This is a genomic window from Comamonas sp. FG99 (assembly GCF_057808605.1).
The window spans coordinates 122,373-140,608 of record NZ_JBMDII010000011.1 but is presented as its reverse complement, the minus strand read 5'-3'; the positions used below and the strand labels follow the sequence as shown (position 1 = coordinate 140,608).

At 58.3% G+C, this 18,236-nt stretch carries 11 protein-coding genes and 1 pseudogene; 4 read left to right on the top strand and 8 right to left on the bottom strand.

Features of this window, described 5'->3' with window-relative positions; genetic code table 11:
• Positions 1–242 (top strand): annotated as a pseudogene (locus tag ACODRX_RS09975) (TonB-dependent receptor); the annotation flags it as partial.
• Between the two features lie 374 nt (positions 243–616).
• On the opposite strand, the gene ACODRX_RS09970 reads toward ACODRX_RS09975, so the two are convergent.
• The 8 genes from ACODRX_RS09970 to ACODRX_RS09935 form a co-directional block, all read right to left on the bottom strand.
• Positions 617–2,542 (bottom strand): hypothetical protein, encoded by a 1,926-nt coding sequence (locus ACODRX_RS09970; RefSeq protein ID WP_488871312.1) that lies wholly within the window; start codon positions 2,540–2,542, stop codon positions 617–619.
• Complete coding sequence (locus ACODRX_RS09965) at positions 2,532–7,034, bottom strand: HTH domain-containing protein (protein WP_488871310.1); 4,503 nt, start codon at positions 7,032–7,034, stop codon at positions 2,532–2,534. The genes ACODRX_RS09970 and ACODRX_RS09965 overlap by 11 nt, the downstream gene beginning before the upstream one ends.
• Positions 7,035–7,801: 767 nt before the next feature.
• The gene (locus tag ACODRX_RS09960; protein WP_488871309.1) at positions 7,802–10,060 is read right to left on the bottom strand and encodes an nSTAND3 domain-containing NTPase; all 2,259 of its coding nucleotides are present in this window, start codon (positions 10,058–10,060) and stop codon (positions 7,802–7,804) included.
• Between the two features lie 413 nt (positions 10,061–10,473).
• Positions 10,474–11,316 (bottom strand): TIGR02391 family protein, encoded by an 843-nt coding sequence (locus tag ACODRX_RS09955; RefSeq protein WP_488871307.1) that lies wholly within the window; start codon positions 11,314–11,316, stop codon positions 10,474–10,476.
• A gap of 17 nt (positions 11,317–11,333) precedes the next feature.
• Positions 11,334–12,269 (bottom strand): hypothetical protein, encoded by a 936-nt coding sequence (locus tag ACODRX_RS09950; protein ID WP_488871306.1) that lies wholly within the window; start codon positions 12,267–12,269, stop codon positions 11,334–11,336.
• Between the two features lie 12 nt (positions 12,270–12,281).
• Entirely contained in the window at positions 12,282–12,599 is a 318-nt protein-coding gene (locus ACODRX_RS09945) for a helix-turn-helix domain-containing transcriptional regulator (protein WP_488871323.1), read from the bottom strand.
• Complete coding sequence (locus ACODRX_RS09940; protein ID WP_488871305.1) at positions 12,580–12,927, bottom strand: type II toxin-antitoxin system RelE/ParE family toxin; 348 nt, start codon at positions 12,925–12,927, stop codon at positions 12,580–12,582. The genes ACODRX_RS09945 and ACODRX_RS09940 overlap by 20 nt, the downstream gene beginning before the upstream one ends.
• 136 nt (positions 12,928–13,063) lie before the next feature.
• The gene (locus tag ACODRX_RS09935; RefSeq protein ID WP_488871303.1) at positions 13,064–14,287 is read right to left on the bottom strand and encodes a tyrosine-type recombinase/integrase; all 1,224 of its coding nucleotides are present in this window, start codon (positions 14,285–14,287) and stop codon (positions 13,064–13,066) included.
• A gap of 272 nt (positions 14,288–14,559) precedes the next feature.
• Here ACODRX_RS09935 and ACODRX_RS09930 point away from each other — a divergent pair, with 272 nt between their 5' ends.
• From ACODRX_RS09930 to ACODRX_RS09920, 3 genes are all read left to right on the top strand, one after another.
• Positions 14,560–15,756 (top strand): ABC transporter substrate-binding protein, encoded by a 1,197-nt coding sequence (locus ACODRX_RS09930; RefSeq protein ID WP_488871301.1) that lies wholly within the window; start codon positions 14,560–14,562, stop codon positions 15,754–15,756.
• A gap of 62 nt (positions 15,757–15,818) precedes the next feature.
• Complete coding sequence (locus ACODRX_RS09925) at positions 15,819–17,213, top strand: aldehyde dehydrogenase family protein (RefSeq protein ID WP_488871322.1); 1,395 nt, start codon at positions 15,819–15,821, stop codon at positions 17,211–17,213.
• Complete coding sequence (locus tag ACODRX_RS09920) at positions 17,210–18,160, top strand: NAD(P)-dependent oxidoreductase (protein ID WP_488871300.1); 951 nt, start codon at positions 17,210–17,212, stop codon at positions 18,158–18,160. The genes ACODRX_RS09925 and ACODRX_RS09920 overlap by 4 nt, the downstream gene beginning before the upstream one ends.
• The last annotated feature ends 76 nt before the right edge of the window (positions 18,161–18,236 follow it).

Below are 18,236 nucleotides of genomic sequence, written 5' to 3'. Positions count from 1 at the left end.
TGCGCTCGCGGCCGGTGACGCTGCTGAACTTCGGCACCAGCTATGCCGTGAACAAGAACCTCACGCTGGGTCTGCAGGTGTTCAACCTGATGGGCAGCAAAGGCAACGACATCGAATACTGGTACGCCTCGTGCTCCGCGCGCGAGGTCAGCAGCGGCGTCTGCGGCGCGGGCATCGACGGCCGCCATGTGCACCCGATGGAGCCCCGCAGTGTGCGGGTGTCGGCGCGGTGGACGTTTTAGCTGAGCTCTCGCCAGCGATCTTGACAAGTTGGGCAGACTGGTCATGGTTTGGGTCGTTTGCAATCGCAACAAAGTCGACTTCAGGCTGGTCCGAGTCATTCGTGATGTAGTCCCCGAACGACTGCATCCACGAACACCAGTCATTGAACCATGCTTACCACGACCGATTGCATCACCCCAGGTACTGGTCAATTGGCTACGGAGCAGGCAGTTTATATACCAATCCCGCCGCCCGCAGTTTTCATTTCAAAGTAGACGGTAGATCCAGACGAACTTGGCATAGGCGTTCAGTTTGTATAGACGCGCCCAGTGTGGGCGGGAATCATTCTATGAAAGTCATCAGCTTTTCGTCTTGAAGGGGGTGATGGGCAGGTCTAGTGTGCGAAAGCGTCGAGAGCAGCATCAGCAGATGCGCAATGCTTGGCAAGCGTCGGTTCCAATTTCACCAACTGTCGGAGCTTGGATAGAAAGGTTTTTGCCGCACCCTTGTCACTTGCCTCGAACGCGATCTCAGTGAACCATTCACCTGTAAATCGAGCCCACGCTTCTGGGTCCTCAAACGAGGCAGCACTGATCAGAGCAATCCTTAATTCCTCGTCTAGACTTCCATTAAGTCGCTTCCGGCGCCGCATGACACGGGTAAGCATGCGGACCGCGTCCGCGAGGTCTCCACAGCGCGTGACCGCGGCAAGAACTGCTAGCCCAGCCACAAGGCGGAAGTTCTTATCTTTATCGTCCGTGTCTTCAAGTGAAAAGCTGATACGCCGCAAAGCAGCCGCTGCGAGGCTAGCCATCTCTTCCTGCATGTCAAATATCAATGCACCATTTACAAGTCCCGCAAATGAATTTGCCTCAAGACGACTAGCCTCGAGCGCGGTTTTGACCTCGCGCAGTAAATCGTCAGGAAAGGGGCGCCCAGAAGCGATTGCGCCTTCCATCGGGCCGGGGAGATACGGGTACGGCCACTGGGCAGCCTGTGCAAGCTTTGAGTCTGGGCCAACAAGAAGCTTCCGTAAGGAGGCGAACTGGATCTTGCCTTCATGTCGACCTACTGCATTCGTGATGCGACCTATGAACTCAAATCGCAGTTGATCGGCACTTATGAAGTCGGGTAGCCAGCGTGGTTCGCGGCGAAGATCGATCAGCCCGCGCAGAAGGTAGATGTGATCAGTGTCCAAAGCCTGGCCCCACCGAGTAAAGCTCGCTGTATTGAGGTGCGCTTCATTGACCGCCCGGATCACAAGCGACGCATGTGCGATTGCTGCTTGCCTGATATAGAACGGAGGGGCATCTCCAAAAGTGCGCTTTCTCACAAGTTCAGAAGCTGCCATGACAACCATGGCGCACAAAAGAGCAAGGCTGCTGCCATCGTTTGCCGGATCATCTGCCAGTAGTTCTGAGACTATCCGCTCAACAAACGGAACAAGCTCTGGAAAGCGATCTAGGTGAGAGAGGGCAAGCTCTACTGCACCGACTCGCGAGATCGGATCGCCGTGCTCAGCCAACCACTCATAAGTTTGAACTAGCTCACGTCGATCAAACGCGTCTAGTTGTATGTAGTCAGCAATTGTCCCTACCGAGCACAGCAGCAGCGAAAAACTAAACCCTTGCCGACTATTGCCAATTCGAAGTTCCTCGATGCGAAACTTTGCTCCGGCCTCAACATACTCCGAGACGGTGGCACTTCGTCCAAGCTGCCCAATAAGACGTTCATAGTAGCGACCTTCATATGGCACCAACATTGAGACACTAACATTTGCTCGCGCCAAGTTCACTCGAAGAGCGTGGAGGAAATTTGCTGGTGTTAGATCGATGTCTGCCATCAGTGCTGCGAACTCATCGTCGCTAAGCGGCGATTGCTGCAGACGATGAAGCCAATTTTGGCAGCTCTCGCTGTCCAAAAATATCACCGACCCTATTCGTTCAAGCCAGCGAGTTCTAATCGACACATCTTCCGCAAGTGCCGAGTGGTCGATCAAAGAATACTGCTTCTTCTCTTTGGCACACAGTGAGAACATAAAGTTCTCGCCTTGCTGCTCGGCGATCAGTTGCCAAGCTAGACCACTTTGATCCTCAACAGGAATAACAGAACCAGGATCTCGGATGGCGCTACGAATGCTTTCAAAGAATCGACTGCGGCTAAAAGACGGACCATCCGTTCCTAGCGTCAGGATCGTCTCTGTTGCGATTTTCCATCTTCGAATGAATTCATGGTCCTCAAGCAAGGAGCGTTGAATATCTGGAGGGAATAGGTCAATGGTGGCTTGAACAAACAGCCCTTCAATAGCCTTACGATTCATTTCCAGCCTCCAGACCCAACGCCGAGGAATCAACACTTTGCGCGACAATCATCTTAGCGCGCTCGAGCAGAAGCGCATATGCGTTTCCACCCTCATCGACTATTGGCTTGAGGATGCGAGAACTAAACCAGCGCCAATATGCTTCTTTCACTGTCTGAGACTGAGCCACAGCAACCATCATCAGAAGCGACACCCAGTTCAAGTATCGATCTTCTAGCTGCTGCACCCCTTCATTCAGGCGATGCGTCCAGCCTCGAACATCACCTAGTTGCAAAAGCCAGTCGGACCGTGCGCACGCCGCAGCTTCGTCTAGCTCTCCAGTCCATTGCTCCTTCAGTACGAGCAATGAAACGCCGAGCAAACTGTTCAGCCAAGGCAGTTCTTTGGGGAACTGGAGCAAGTCGCTCATGCGAATACGTTGGACACTTTCCCGAATGATTCGCAGCTCTGCCGTCTCAACAAGAGTTCCATTGATAACCGGAGCGCTGGAAATGAACTCGGTCAGCTCCTCATGATGGAGCGGCATAAGGGCATAGTTCGCACGACGCAGCGCTGTCCTGGCTTCTAGGACCCTTGATCCAGAGAGCACCCCTCGCCGCCACAGGGTATCGAGTAGATCCACGGTCGTCAGTAACGGTTTGGTCGACGTCTCTGACGAGATCGAAAGATGTTGATTCAGGAATCGGTCGTCGCTGACGCCAGCCTCTGTGCTATCGATCAATTTCAGCAGGGCGACGGACGGATGCGCCAAAGCGCCTTTTGGCCCATCTTCGTTGTCGACTCGAATTGCTCTTCCAAGGCGAACCTTTCCGCTCTCAAGAGCATCCTTCAAATTGGCACGCAGTCCGTCCACAGTCCTGATGACCGCCGCACTACTTGCGTCATGTTTGATGAGCGCATGCGCCTCTTCAATTTCGCCTTGAGAAATGATTGCGGTAATTCCGGCGCGATGCAACTTCTGCAGGAGCCCGAGAAATCTCAGGTGAGAGACCGTGAGGTCGTCCAGATAGAGAATGGCTCCGTCCGCAATTTCAGTTCTTGACGGCCAGGGCCGTTCTCGCAATCTGAGATCTTCGCGGGCCTCGTTGGCCTCCTTTAGAGTAAGGACCCCCTTTTGCGCTAGCTTGTCCACCACATCCACTGCACTACAGAGATACGGCATAAATTCAGCAAGATCGGCTTCCTCTTTCATGAAGGTGCTGACCCTGTGAATGGGTCCACCGCGAACAACCAGCCGTTGCTTCTTGTCTGAATGGCTAGGGGCCGAAGCGTCAGCAAGCATCGCAGCCAGCGAGTCGCCAACCTCACTGATGAGGCCGTCGGGCGCATGCGAAGTACCGTCGAATGCGCACAAATGTTGATCCGAAACCATTTGCAAAAGGTCTCGGGCAGCAGCGACCCGGCTGGGCTGATGAAAGAGAATCCGTGCCTTCTCTTCCAACAGCCAGCCAAGCGTGTTGTGGGGGATGAAGATTCTGTCGAATGTCGAAATGAATAACCCGATGACTCCCAACAATTCAGCCGTTATCAGAGCCGTTGGGTCCATCGCAATCACGTTGGGGTCAAACGCTGAGGAAGCGCGTGCGCCACTCAGCGCATGAACTATTGGTCGTCGGCGAACGTCTGGTTCATCGACATTGCTGAGCGCCGGTGATAGGAAGAGAGTCAGAAGAGAACGGTTTAGGACTTGACCAAACGTGAATTGGGGAATCTCTCCTTTGGTGAGTAGATCCCTAGCACCTCCCGCACGCTTATCCCATGCTGGCTTTCTCTCAACGATCTCTTCAAGCGAGAGCTTCTGAATAAGTCCGTCGCCCGCCTGCTCTGATAGTGCAGCGCTCTGCTCCAGCCATTGAAAAGCTTCGCGGCCCTCTTCCCAGCCAGCGGAGACTGCTGCGTGATAGCAGCCCATCAGTGTTGCAGGGTCTCCCGTAGCCCTCCGTGCCGCGTCGCGCACGAGCTCCTGTCCACGGGCAGCGCCGATGAGCTGCGCCATCTGCCCAGCGCGGAGCAACTCCTTCGGCGTCCGCTCCAAGCGGTTGCTCCACTCGCTTTCGACAAAACCCTGCAGCGAATCCCAGTCCCCGGAGGCGACCGCCAGACTGACGTGCAGTTGACGCGCGACGGCTGAATCGTAAGTTTGACGGATGGCATTCAACTCCAGGCGCGCCTCATTGATGCTGCCTTGCTCGAAAAGGGTTTGAGCATAGAGCAGACGAGCTTGATCGTACTGAGTGGCTAGGTCTGCGTACTCAGCAAATACAGCCAACACTTCGTCCAAGCGCTCTTGGTTGTACAGCGCGACCACGTATCGATGCGCGTCAGCAAGATCGCCAGTCATGGCCAATAAAACCTTGCCGTACTCCGCGGTCTTTGCCCAATTGGTCGCCCCCTCATAAGCATCGACAAGGAGGCGCAGATCCACAACGGACTTGCTTGTTTCATAGGTCGCAAGTCGGCCGTCGATAGGATCGTTGCCAGCAACCTCTTCGAGCAGGCGGCGCAAGCGATCTTTCTCGTTTGGCGAAATACCTTTGCCTATCGCCTCCCGCAAGAGAGTTTCTGCTTGTGCGACCTGCCCTGACTTGGCGAGTGCCTCGATTTCAAAGAAATAGATACCCTTCCACTCAAGGTGCTCCACCAATTGCGCGCGATGCTTGTCAATGTACGCTGCTGCAGCGGCGGGACTTCCCTGTACGAAGGCAAGCGAGAAGCGAGCAACCGCGGCATCGGGGGAGGTTCCGCCACTCAGTGCCGTCTGGCGATCGACCTCCTTCTCGACCTGCGGTAGATCAATCTCGACTCCAAACTGAACAGCAAGATTCAGGCGTCGAAGGAGCACTGCCGGATCTCTCAGGCTGGTGATCAATTCAGTTCGGGCAGTCGCGACATGCTCAGGATCCCTAAGCCGAAGCCAGAGCGCTCGGTCACTTGCATCCCCCGCATGCGCAGGCATACCGAGTGCGGTGGCAGCCATTGCCAATCGATCATAGAGCTCCCCAGCGATTCTTCTATTATGAAGGCTGCCCGGATCACCGCGCAGTGGAACGGTCGCGGCGTTGCTGGGAATGTATTGACGCAGTAGCGTTCGTAGTTCATCCGGAATCACTTGTGCAAGATGGGCATCCGCTGTGAGCCTGAGAATCGCCGGTGATCGATCAAAGTCGCCGCCGGTCAGGGTGGTCGCAATTCGATACGCAATGTCCCATGCCCCTATGTCCAGCGCAGATCCGAGATGGAAGAACTTCGCATCGCTGTCTAGATCGGCGTCAGTCAAGCCAGCTTGCTGGAGCCAACTTTCAGCCTCTTCAAACCCTTTAGTCCTCAGGACACAGATGTAGGCGGCGCCGCGGCCCATTGGCGTGGTAATGCCGGCTAGCTCCCCCAAGCTTTCCGCAAGATTGCCACTACCTTGTTTCACGAACCCGCGCGCAATCGCAATCAATTCTTGGTTTGGGCTCGTGATGCTATCTAGTATTGACTGTGCCTCGGCAGGCGCGGTGGTCGCTAACAACCTTGCACACCACGCGAGTGCATCACTCTTTACAGCGCTGCTAGCCACGGCGAGAGCGCCGCTATCTAGGCTGACGGCCAATCGCCGCGCCTCATCTACCGTATTGACGCCTGCAAAAAATCGACATTTGCACAAGCGTTCCATTTGGTTCGCCACTTCGGCATCGATGATTGCCGTGTCCATAGCCGGCGCAAGCGGTCTGCTTTCCACTGTGCGCTTGAATGCCTCAAGCGCCCGAGTTTGCTCCTGGCTTTGTGTTGTGAGTTGCTTGAGTTGGCTAGTGTTGCTTTCGATCACTTCTGCCATCCGAGCCACGCGCGGGACGGCAAAAGGGCGAGCTATGAACTCCTTGAGGTGAAGATATACATCTGCTTCGCGGCTACGAGGTTTACAAATGGTCGTATGACTTTCATCGACAGTGATCGATAGCTCTGGTAATCCAGGGTCAGCGCTATCCGACCAAACGACCTTTCCAAGCGTCTCGGGGAGATTGAACCCGAACAGACGTTCTGGGCACCCCTCGGCTAACACAAGATGCTCGATGCCATTGTCTTGGCTCTTCGTTCGATACCATCGGTTGAGCTCTTTTAGTTGTGGACTGCCTAGAAGTAGATCTCGAGTTGCGGCTGAAGGTCGCAGCCAGAATACGCGAAGCGAGGTTGCGATGTTCGCCAGGAGGGCCCCTCTATGCGGCGTGCCCAAGAAAGCAATGCGCCTAACGCGCAAGAGAAAATCCTCAGCCCGCCTATCGCTCGCGGCATCACGATCAGCGCTCCGGAGCAGTTGCTCCACGACAAGTCCACCAAGGCTATGCGCGACAAAGACGATATTTCCCTTTGCCAGGCGGGGTTCCAAAAGCAGGCGGGCAAGGATGTTGTCCGCCCGATCAGCCAGCGTCAGCGCGATGCCCCCCCAGTTGGTTTTTGGAGCAGGATAGCCAACCAGCCATATGCCAAGACCTGCGATGTCCTCAGACAACCAGCCTGGCCACAGTACTGGTGGCTTTGATGCCGTAGAGGTCCAAGTGGCCTTAATGTCACCCGAAAGTCCGTGCACAAAAATGACATGAGTTTCGGCATCAGCATGGTTGCCGAAGATAGATTGGAGTTCAGCCAGAATTAGCCCCCATGGTCGTTATTTGATGTAATCCTACGCGAAGCTAAGGTACACCACAGTAAATCCGTAGCTGATCGGGTGATCACGAAGTTTGTACGCCAGCCATTCCTTTGGCCCATGTCCGATGCAGGTGAGTCTCCATGAAGCATGTACGCTCCTGGCCGAAGGATAGTGAGAACCTCCGTTGGCCCCACAGTCCAGCACGCGGTCTCGAAATATCTTATCCTTCGCCAGCACTCAATGACTGCTCAGCGAAAGACAGCGTGAGTACGACCGGTGGAGATGAGCGGTAGCATTCGCTGCACTGCCGCATCTAGGCTGACAGCTGACCTTTACCCATCGACCTTTCAGCGACCACTCTCGACTGAGGACCTGAGATTGGGAAGCCATCCGTCTCAACTAACATTGGTTCGCCGAGCACCGCGAAGCTGGCAAACTTCACCCGTTGAGAATCGCTGGGCTCAGTACTTTGGCTGGAACCGTTGACGGGATCGAAGCCTCGTATCAAGCTTGAAAAGCTCAGGCCTTGCCATTGGACAACGCCCGCGATTCAGCTCGGCACTCCAGCGAATCAACTTACGTGGTTGACAAAAGTGGGTCTGAAATCAGCTAAGCCAGATCGACGGCAGCTACTCGTCCACGTCGTCGAACACACTCTTGCTCTTCGTTGTAGTGGGCGTTGCCTGTACAGCCTCCTCAGCCGCCAGCTTCTCATAAGGCTTCTCCTCATAGCGCTCGTTCAATTCCCGTTCGGCTTCTTCGACAAGCTTTCGCAGAGTCGTAGCCTCGGCTTGTTGGTCTTCGTCAAATAGCTCATCCCATTCGATGAACTCCAGTGTTCTATCAAAATCATAGAAGACTTCGGATGGATCAGTTTCAGCATCCCACTCGCTCTTCAGATCTTCAATTAGCTGTGGACCATTTGTTAGCACATCAAAACCGATGTTGAGTGCGGCAGATTGGTATTCCGTGTCGGTAAGTAGCGCCCTGAAGGCCGATGACTCGAGCGATTTACACGAACGATCTTGCTTACACATTTGCACGATCCGAGCGGCGAGAGGCTGCCGTACGCCCTCTTCTAGGAGCCCGGCACGATTCAGCTTTCCCAGTACTCCGAGGCCACTGTCATAAGTAGCTATGTGAGATGTCGGAATTAATTCAGCGATGTTCTTGTCTTTGAAGTGGATAGCAATGAACTCCGCCGAGCATCGGCTGCTTAAGAAGACGAGCTTTGGATCCTGCCATGAGTGGCTTGCAGGCTTGTAGTCATTCAAACGCTTTGCAACTATGTGGTATCGCGAGGACGGAACAACGATTTTGACGCCTTGGATCGATGTTTCTCCGCAGGTCACCTCCTTCAACATTCGCTCAGTGGTCACCCCTGCAAGATAGACATCTATTAGTTCCGGATTCCGGCCCACCATCGTCGCGTACGCATCACGGATCGTCGGATGGCGAAAAGTCCAGTGCGAGCCTGAGGAGTCGATGACACGCTTTAGCAGGGAGTCGTCCAAGCTGGCTAGTGCGGACTTCACTTCTCCAATGGTGACACCCAGAAATTCGAGCACACTGGCTACATTGGAATCCACTGTCAGAGGTATCGACAGCTTCCCGGCGGCGATGAAGACCAATCCCAAAGCTGCCTTTTCGGAAGCGGCAAGTGCGTCCACCACGTCGAGAAGAACTTGTACCGGTTCCGCAAAGAAGTTTAGGACTCCTGCTTCGTTTGCGACCATCCTTTTGGTGAACTTCGGGTTGGCAAACCGTCTCGATATCTCTGGCAAGAACTTCGGGACTTTGGCGGCGGCTTCCAAAAAAGGCTTCACGCGTGTCTTGAAATCGCGTGGCTGCGAGCCAGATTTCAGGTGGTTGTAGAGAATCATCTCTCGTTCGGCCTGCGTCAGTTCTTCGACCCTGATCAACACGCGACTGTCATCGAATAGTTCAAAGGCACTCAGCTTCAGATCTCGCTTGGCTGCGGCAAATATGTAATCGCGCGAAGTAAAGACAACTCTCGCGCCGGCTTTGATCGCTGCTTTGAGCTTCGTGAGGTGCAGATTCCACTCTCCGGCACGAGACGCGTCATACTGCGTAGCTCCAAATGCGTCGTCGACCCACAAGAACTGTCCGGGGTCTTCTGGGTTCCAGTGCTTTGTGAAGTCTGTGGGACTGCTGACCATGATCGTCTGTAATCCCCACTCGTCGGCGGCGGAGAGTGCCATTAGATTTGAGATCATGGTCTTTCCACTGGCGGGTTCACCAATAAGCAGAACGAATCCGTGCTCTTGGAGCGCATGAGCACACTTCCGATACGCAGATGTCGGCACAAAGCAACCCAAGTCTGGCGCAATGGAGTCGAGGACCTCTCGAGCTTGCGCATATGCCTGATGGGTGATGATCTGTGTCAAGTCACCTAGGCCATAAATCCGCGGCACAAGCCTTCTCAGGCGAGGATTGAGGGCAATGGTCTGGTTCAACCATTCGGCGCCATACACAAAGGCGCGCTTTGCTCCTGCGTTGATAAACCTTTTCTCGAGGTCGGCCGCAACGTCTGCTGGCACCGAATAGTTCGTCACCAGAAAGTAGGTATCGCACAGCCCTTCGGCCGCAAGGCGAGTGACCTTCTTAAATTCGCCGTTGACGACGCTGACGCTCAGAGTCTTCGAGACCTTACTGGTGTGCTTACATTGAACACAGTAGCTACCGTAATGCGTTTCCGTAGTACCTGCTGGTGACCAAATGCCCTTGAATGCGGCGTCACGACCGCCGTCGACGCCTTCCGCAAAAATTTGTAGCGTTTGGCCGAGGATGTCTCGAAACACACACGTCACAAGATCTTCGAAGGCTTTCCAGCCAAGGATATGCAGCTCGAAAGTGGGTATCGTCATATTCGTTCTTTGGAGTTCAGCTAGATGTTACGGCTTGCCCAATGGCCACTGGACCAGCTTTCGTCCCCATCTCTCGTAGCTCACGAGGATGATGTCCGCTTTCAGACCCAGAGCAGGCTATCGGGCGTTACTGGTGAGCGGCGGTTCCCGCTGCGAAGCCGACTTCAAGCTGATCCAAAACGCTCGGCTTTGGCTTGCTCATAGTCGACCGACATCAGACTGGACTGCCCGTAGACGAAAGTCGTCTACGGGCAGTCCTGAGTTGAGTGAGAGTTGAAGTGTCTCATGCACCCTACAGCCCTTGACAAGCAGCTGAACCGGATTCCGGTTTACCCCTTGGTTTACCCCTCAGCCCCAAACGCCCTCTGGCAAAGAAGAACGGGCTACGGCATTTCTGTTGTAACCAGTTGATTTCATTGAGAATAAATGGTCGGCGTGGCGGGATTCGAACTCGCTACCCCTTGCACCCCATCCAGCTTGCGATGGATGAGCGACACCAGCGTCAAGATGTCGAGCGCATCTTGTTCTGACATGGGCCAATTCGTCTTTGGGGCATGCGCTAAGGGATTACGCACGGCACCGAACAACCCGATCAGCAGGTTCGCAAACCCTCGTTGCTCGCTCTTTTCCGACTCAGTACTCAATGGCCCCAAAGCCAAGATTGGCTGCTGGCCCGCGAACGCCTTGTTCACCAAGTCGGCACCATCGCTGGTCAAGCCCGACAGTGTGCGAATCCGCTCGGCGACGCCCTTGCTTGCCTCGAAGACCGCATGAAAATAGTTTTCGTCCAATAGCTCGGCGCGGCAATAGTTCAAGACCTCTGGATGGACGACGCGGCTTTCGAGCGCCGCCTTGAGACGGCCGGCACGCGCGCGGGCCGCATCCAGCGTCGCAGCCTTGTCGGCATACGCCACTCTGCCATCGTCAAGCACACAAAAGCCTGAGAACGCCAGTACGACATTGAGTTCATCGCGCAACCAAGCAAATGCTCCAGGATCGCGCGTGAAGCTCACTGGTTTCATCGCGCGGTTGATGAACATGATCAGGTGGTTGCCTCGCTGCTGCCTGTTCTGTACCTCAGCAAGTGCGTTGAACAACCGCTTCCACTTCGTCATACTTGGCGATGGGTCGGACACTTCCATGTCTTGCAGCAACCTTCCGATCTGCGTGCCGCTCAGGCCACGCTCGGTGTCGGCAAGCACGCGGCAGGCGGCTTCAAGGTGCTGCGAGCTGAACGGGGGAATTTGCGCCGCCATTGCCAAACTCCCTGTGTCTATCGAACGACGACATCGAACGGTGCATGCACCGAGCGAAATGTGGTGAGGATGCGGTCGCGGGCATCATCCAGTTCGTCGGCCACACAAGCACTGAGAATGTACGTAGGGCAGTCCGCCTTGCCGCATCCGCAATGCCTGATCTCACCCTCTCGGAGGCGAGAGACGAAGATGCGGCGTAGTTCATCGACCTGGCGCACAACTTGGGCCAGCACCTTGCGAACATGCTGGTCTCTAATGTGATGGATCGACGGTATGCGTCGGATTTCGGTGCCTTCGCGCGTGCGCCACGCGCCGGTATTGAGTGCCCCGATCGTGTCTTCCACGGCCTGCTGAAAAGCCGGCAGTGAACTTTCCTGCCGAAATGGCGTGCGAAAAGCGGGCCGGTCGAACACTGCGGCCATGAGGCCCAGCGATTCCGCGTCGGATAGATCAGGGAAGTCGTCAGCGAACTTGCGGATTTCAGCTTCGGCTTCAGGGAACTCGACGCCCTGGACAAAGCGGTGCAAAAGGTATTCGCCACGCAGGCGCAGGTTCTCCTCGAACTCAACGCTCGACCAGATCGTCACATGCGCTACGCCGAGTGCGGCGGCGGCGTTGTTAATCCGTCCCCTGGTGGCATCGGAAACAGCACCGCGGCAGACGAACTTGAACGCATCCGGCTTGCCGCCAGCAACTGCGACAGCCTTCTCCATGTCGGCTTTGGCTTTTGCCAGGGTCAGCGCATCACGATTCGCGCACTGAATGACTGTCTTGCGTGCAGGTCGATCATCAAACTCCTCAATGCCGAAGATGTCTCTCCCCTGGTCGCCTCCCGATTGGCCATGCCAGATCAGGTCACGCCAGCCAGCGCGAACGTGATACGCAAAAACAAGGCGTTCAAATTGAACGCCACTGTAGTCTTCAAAGTGAATTGGGTGAGCGGTACTCGCCATAGTCAATGGGCATCAAACGGCATGTGCCGAGGGCGACGAAGCCAGCGGCTGCACCGCTAAGCGCAGTCCCATCACCTTGAGGATAGCGGTCAGGCTGTTCAGGGCTGGATTGCCTTTCGGCGACAGTGTGCGGTAAAGCTGCGTCGGATTCAGGTGCGCTTGTTCAGCCACCACCTGCACGCCACCTACCGCCTGCGCGACCTGGCGCAGCGCGATCATCAGCTCGGCTTGGTCTCCATCGGCCAGGATGCTATTGATGACTTCGAGCGCCAGCGCCGGATCGCTGCGGTACAGCTCGGCCATCGCTTCGTCATGGGGTCTGCTTCTCATCATCCAATCTCCGTTGCCAGTCCTGCCAATAGCTCACTGCGCGGTCTATGTCCGCATCCTGCGTGCGCTTGTCGCCGCCACACAGCAGCAGCACCAGCCGCTGGCCCGCCTGCCCGTAATACACCCGGTAGCCCGGCCCCACGTCGATGCGCAACTCCCACACGCCATTACGACAGAATTTGTGATCGCCGAAGTTGCCTTGCTCGACGCGGGCCACGCGCCGGATGACCGCCACCTTGGCCTGCGCATCGCGCAAACGACGCAACCAGTCGATGTAGAGATCCTTCTGCCCGTCGGCCGTCAGGTAGTGCTCGATTTGGTACGGCATTATTTTCGTTTATAGACGAATAAAAGTCAATAACAGCGGGCGACGGGTAGGCATCCGAATTGTCGTGATGGCATCACGACAATTCTCAGAGGATAAATTTCCGAGACACTGTCTAGGATTTTCGGCACCGGACAACTCATGCCGCCGCCGAAGCCGGTACCTCGCCCGACCCTTGTCCGGTGCGCTTTCCCGCCACCACCGTCTTGCGCCGGTTCGCCACCAGCTCGGCGGCCTGCCGCACTGGCGCATCTTCGGTATGGACGTAGCGCATGAACATGGCCACGGTCTTGTGCGCCGTCAGCGCCATGCCCACCTTCACCGGAATCCCCGAGTTGGCAATGTCGGTCGCCGAGCGGTGGCGGATGCCATGCGTACCGACATGCTGGGCTCCGGCCGCTTTCAGAGCCCGGCTCCAGCCGCCGTAGTACTCGCCCTCGGTAAGGTGCTTGTCCGGGTCGTTGGGCGACGGCAGGACGTAGGGGCAACCGTCCCGGCGCGGAGCGGTCGAGAGCAGCCGGTAGGCTTCCTCGCTCATGGGCTTGGACATGCCACCGGTCTTGCTGTCGGGCCAGGCCACGCGGCGGTTATCCAGATCGACCCAGGCCCATTCGAGGGCGATGATTTCCGAGCGGCGGGCCGCGAACTCGAATTGCAGCCGGATCGCCAGGGGGATGGTGTAGTGCTCCAGCCCTTCGGCCTCCAGGTGATCCAGGTGGCGGAACAGCTTGCCCATGTCCTCGTCGCTGATGAGGTGGGTGGCCTTACCGTTGGGGTACATCGGGACATGACGGCACGGGTTGGTGCCATCCGGCCGGTAGCCCCATACCTCGGCCAGGTTGAACATCTTGCGCAGGACGCTGAACGTGTGGTTCGCGTCCGCGGGCTTGTGGGCCATCTTCTTCATGGCCGCAGCTACATCCAGACGCTTGATGTCCTGCACCTTCATGCGGCCCAGCAGCGGGATGATGTTGTTGTTGATGGTCTTCCAGTAGCCTTTCTGCGTGCTGGGCTTGTTGCGCTGCTTGGAGTGATCCTCCATGAACTTCGTGCACAGCTCCTTGACCGTGGGAGCGGTGCGCGCCACCGCCTTGTCGGCGGCCGGGTCGCCGCCCCGGCGCACCTGGGCCAGCCACTCCTGCGCCAGCGCGCGGGCCTGCTCGACGGTCAATTCCCCGAATAGGCCCAGGGCGGGCTTGCGCCGCTCCCCGCCGTTCGTGCGGTACTGGAGCATGAACACCTTGCGGCCCGCTGGTGTAATCTTGCACAGGAAGCCGGGCACCAGAGTGTCCCGCAGTTCGACGGCCTGCGCCTCGGGTTGCGCCGTCTCGACGGCGGTTTTGGTGAGTTTGATTTTTGCCACGATGACTCCTCAAAGACCCGTTTTTCAGGGGCCACATGGGAGCCATGCGGTCGCCTGTCGGGTCGGGTTTCAGAAAGCACCGGCATATGATGAACTCGCCTAAGTTATTGATAAACCTGCTGTATCTGGCTTCGGCGTAGTCCAGCGAAATGCGGTACTGATGTCATCGTGAAATGAAAAATGACCCCCACGCATGCTCACTGCGTGTAGCCGCTGCCCACCGAGGAGGCGCCTTTTCATCTTGGGGCGGCCCGGCGATGAAAAACACCTACATGCGATGGACCGCGCTGGCACTTGCCATGGCCTGTGCCAGCGCGGCGCAGGCACAGCCGGCAGGATCGGCTGGGGGGGCGGTGAAAATCGCCTTCATCACCGACATGTCGGGGCTGTACTCCGACTTCGATGGCCGGGGCGGGCTGGAGGCCATCCGCATGGCGGTGGCCGATTTCGGCGGCGAAGTGCTGGGCCGCAAGATAGAGATCATCGCGGCAGACCATCAGAACAAGGCCGACATCGCGTCCAGCAAGGCCAGGGAATGGTGGGACAAGGAGGGCGTTGACCTCATCGTCGCCGGCTCCAACTCCGCGGTGTCGCTGGCGCTCAGCAACCTGTCCCGGGACAAGAAGAAGGTCTTCATCAGCGCCGGCGCCGGCGCCGATTCGCTGACGGAGGAGGCGTGCCAGCCCTACATGGTGCGCTATACCTATGCAACCGCGGCGCAGGCGCGCGGAACCGCAGCGGCGCTGGTGGGGCAAGGCCACAAGGACTGGTACTTCCTCACCGCCGACTATGCCTTCGGCCACTCGATGGAGCAGGCCGGCATGAACGTGGTCAAGGATTCCGGCGGCACGGTGGTGGGCGCGATCCGCCACCCGCTGAGCACTTCCGACTTTTCCTCGTACCTGATGAAGGCGCAAAGCTCAGGGGCCACGGTGCTGGGGCTGGCCAACGGTGGCGGCGATACCATCAATGCGATCAAGACGGCCAAGGAGTTCGGCATCGACAAGAAGATGCACGTCGCCGCGCTGATGGCCTTCATCACCGACATCCACAGCCTGGGCCTCGCCACGACGGGCGGCATGTACCTGACCGAGGGCTGGTACTGGGACATGAGCGAAGGCTCGCGCGCATTCGCCCAGCGCTTCTACGACAAGCAAAAGAAGATGCCCACGACCTTCCAGGCGGGCGACTATTCGGCGGTCACCACCTACCTCAAGGCCTTGCAGAAAGCGGGCTCCACCGATGCCGACAAGGTCATGCAGGCGCTCAAGTCCCAGCCCATCGACGATATGTTTGCCAAGGGCTATATCCGCGCCGACGGCGCCATGGTGCACGACATGTACCTGATGCAGGTGAAGCAGCCCGCCGAGTCGAAGAAGCCCTGGGACTACTACCGGATCGTTGCAACCATCCCGGGCGAAAAAGCCTATGCGCCCACCAAGCAAGGCGTGTGCCCGCTGCTCAAGTAGGGCGCCTGGAAACCAGCAGGAGAGTTGATGTGGAGAATGGAAATCTGATCAATGGCAACTGGATGGGCTCGGCCGAAGTGCTGCGCAGCCTCAACCCATCGGATACGCGCGAAGTCGTCGGCGAATATGCCTGCGCCGATGCGCAGCAGATGGCGCAGGCCGTGCAGGCGGCCCGCGCGGCGCAGGCGCGCTGGCAGAGCACCACGACGCAGATGCGCTCGGACTTTCTGCAGCGCGTGGCGATCCAGATGTTTGCCGAGAAGGACGAGCTGGGGCTGTTGGTATCGCGGGAGGCGGGCAAGACCCTGGCCGAAGGCCAGGGCGAGGTGCTGCGGGCGGCGCAGATCTTCCAGTTCTTCGCCGGCGAATGCCTGCGCTATGGCGGCGAAAGCCTGCCCTCGGTGCGGCCCGGCATCGAGGTGCAGGTCAGCCGCCATCCTGTCGGCGTGGTCAGCCTGATCACGCCCTGGAACTTTCCCATCGCGATCCTGGCGTGGAAGATGGCCCCGGCGCTGGCGTTCGGCAACACGGTGGTGCTCAAGCCCTCCGAATACACGCCCGGCGTAGCCCATGTCCTGTTCCGCATCCTCGAGAGCCAGGGCCTGCTGCCGGGCGTGGCCAACCTGGTCAACGGCAAGGGGGCCGACGCGGCCCAGAGCCTGCTCGGCGGAGTCGACGCGGTGTCCTTCACCGGCAGCGTACGCACCGGTCGCAGCGTGGCGCAGGCGGCCATGGGCGGGATGATCCGGGTGCAGCTGGAGATGGGGGGCAAGAACCCGCTGGTGGTGCTCGACGATGCCGATCTCGACGTGGCCGTGGAGTGTGCGCTCAACGGCGCCTTCTTCTCTGCCGGGCAGCGCTGCACCGCGTCGAGCCGCCTGATCGTGGGCGAGAAGATCCACGACCGCTTTGTCGAGGCGATGTCGCAGCGCATGCGGCAGCTCAAGGTCGGCAGCAGCCTGGACAAGCAGACGCAGATCGGGCCGGTGATCAACCAGGCTCAGCTCGACAAGGTGCTGCAGTACATCCAGATCGGGCGGGATGAGGGCGCCGAGTTGGTCGAGGGCGGCGGTATTGCGCAATGCTCCACGCCGGGCTACTTCGTGCAGCCCACGCTGTTTGCGCGGGCCGGCAATGGCATGCGCATCAGCCAGGAGGAGATTTTTGGCCCGGTCGCCGCGGTGATCCGCGTGAGCGGCTATGACGAGGCGCTGGCAACCGCCAACGACACGCCCTACGGGCTGTCCGCCGGCATCTGCACCACCTCGCTGCGCCATGCCCACCATTTCCGCCAGCATGTGAAGAGCGGCCTGGCCATGGTGAATCTGCCGACCGCCGGGCTGGACTACCATGTCCCGTTTGGCGGCACCAAGGCATCCAGCTATGGGCCGCGCGAGCAGGGCCGGCACGCGGTGGAGTTCTACACCGTCGGCAAGACGGCCTACATGGCGTATTGACCACTACCGATCACGAACAGGAGGCAAAGACAATGGCGGAAAAAATTGGTTTCATCGGCCTGGGCCGCATGGGCAAGTCCATGGCGGCGAACTTGCAGAAGAAGGGCTTCCAGCTCCAGGTGAGCGATCTCAATGCCTCCGCGGTGCAGGCGCTGGTCGAGCTTGGCGCGCAGGCTGCTTCGATCCAGGAGATCGCGCAGGGCTGCGCCATCGTCATCACCATGCTGCCGTCCTCGGTCGAGGTCGAGCAGGTGGCCCAGGGCGAGGACGGCATTTTCGCCAACGCCCGGCCGGGCACCATCCTGATGGACATGAGCACCATCGACCCGCTGGCGACCGACCGGCTGAGCCAGATGGCCGGCGCCCGCGGCATGAGTGTGGTCGATGCGCCGGTGGGGCGGCTCGCGGAGCATGCCGACCGGGGCGAGTCGCTGTTCATGGTGGGGGCCAGCGACGGCGATTTCGCCAAGGTCAAGCCCTTGCTGGAGGCGATGGGCACCGCGATCTACCACTGCGGCCCCGTCGGCACGGGCGGCCGTACCAAGCTGGTGAACAACTATGTCGCCGTCACCCTGTGCCAGGTCAATGCCGAGGCGTTGGCGCTGTCGCAGCGCTTCGGCCTGGACATCACCAAGACGCTGCAGGTGCTGTATGGCACGTCTGCCAGCAATGGCCAGCTGCGCATGAACTTTCCCAACAAGGTGCTCATCGGCGATACCTCGCCGGGCTTCACGATCGACCTGGCCCACAAGGACTTGTCGCTGATCGTATTGGCCGCGCATGCCGCGCGGGTGCCCATGCCGGTCGCCGCCGCGGTGCACGAGTCGTTCAGCCTGGCCCGGGCCAGCGCGTTCGGCAGCATCGACTTCTCGGGAATCGCCGACGTGGTCTGCGAACTCGCGAAGATCGACAAGCCCAGGGTACCGCAGGGCTGGAAGGCGGGCTGAGCCTTGCAATGCCGCTGGCCCGGGCATTGCCGCCGCCGGGGATAATGCGCTGGACCACGCTGGGCATTGGCGAACG

What these genes read in the sequence shown, in the direction of transcription:
- ACODRX_RS09925 (WP_488871322.1), top strand. Translation starts at nt 15,819, where the DNA reads ATGGGCTCGGCCGAAGTGCTGCGCAGCCTCAACCCATCGGATACGCGC.
- ACODRX_RS09955 (WP_488871307.1), bottom strand. Translation starts at nt 11,316, where the DNA reads ATGGCGGCGCAAATTCCCCCGTTCAGCTCGCAGCACCTTGAAGCCGCC.
- ACODRX_RS09960 (WP_488871309.1), bottom strand. Translation starts at nt 10,060, where the DNA reads ATGACGATACCCACTTTCGAGCTGCATATCCTTGGCTGGAAAGCCTTC.
- ACODRX_RS09970 (WP_488871312.1), bottom strand. Translation starts at nt 2,542, where the DNA reads ATGAATCGTAAGGCTATTGAAGGGCTGTTTGTTCAAGCCACCATTGAC.
- ACODRX_RS09950 (WP_488871306.1), bottom strand. Translation starts at nt 12,269, where the DNA reads ATGGCGAGTACCGCTCACCCAATTCACTTTGAAGACTACAGTGGCGTT.
- ACODRX_RS09940 (WP_488871305.1), bottom strand. Translation starts at nt 12,927, where the DNA reads ATGCCGTACCAAATCGAGCACTACCTGACGGCCGACGGGCAGAAGGAT.
- ACODRX_RS09945 (WP_488871323.1), bottom strand. Translation starts at nt 12,599, where the DNA reads ATGAGAAGCAGACCCCATGACGAAGCGATGGCCGAGCTGTACCGCAGC.
- ACODRX_RS09930 (WP_488871301.1), top strand. Translation starts at nt 14,560, where the DNA reads ATGCGATGGACCGCGCTGGCACTTGCCATGGCCTGTGCCAGCGCGGCG.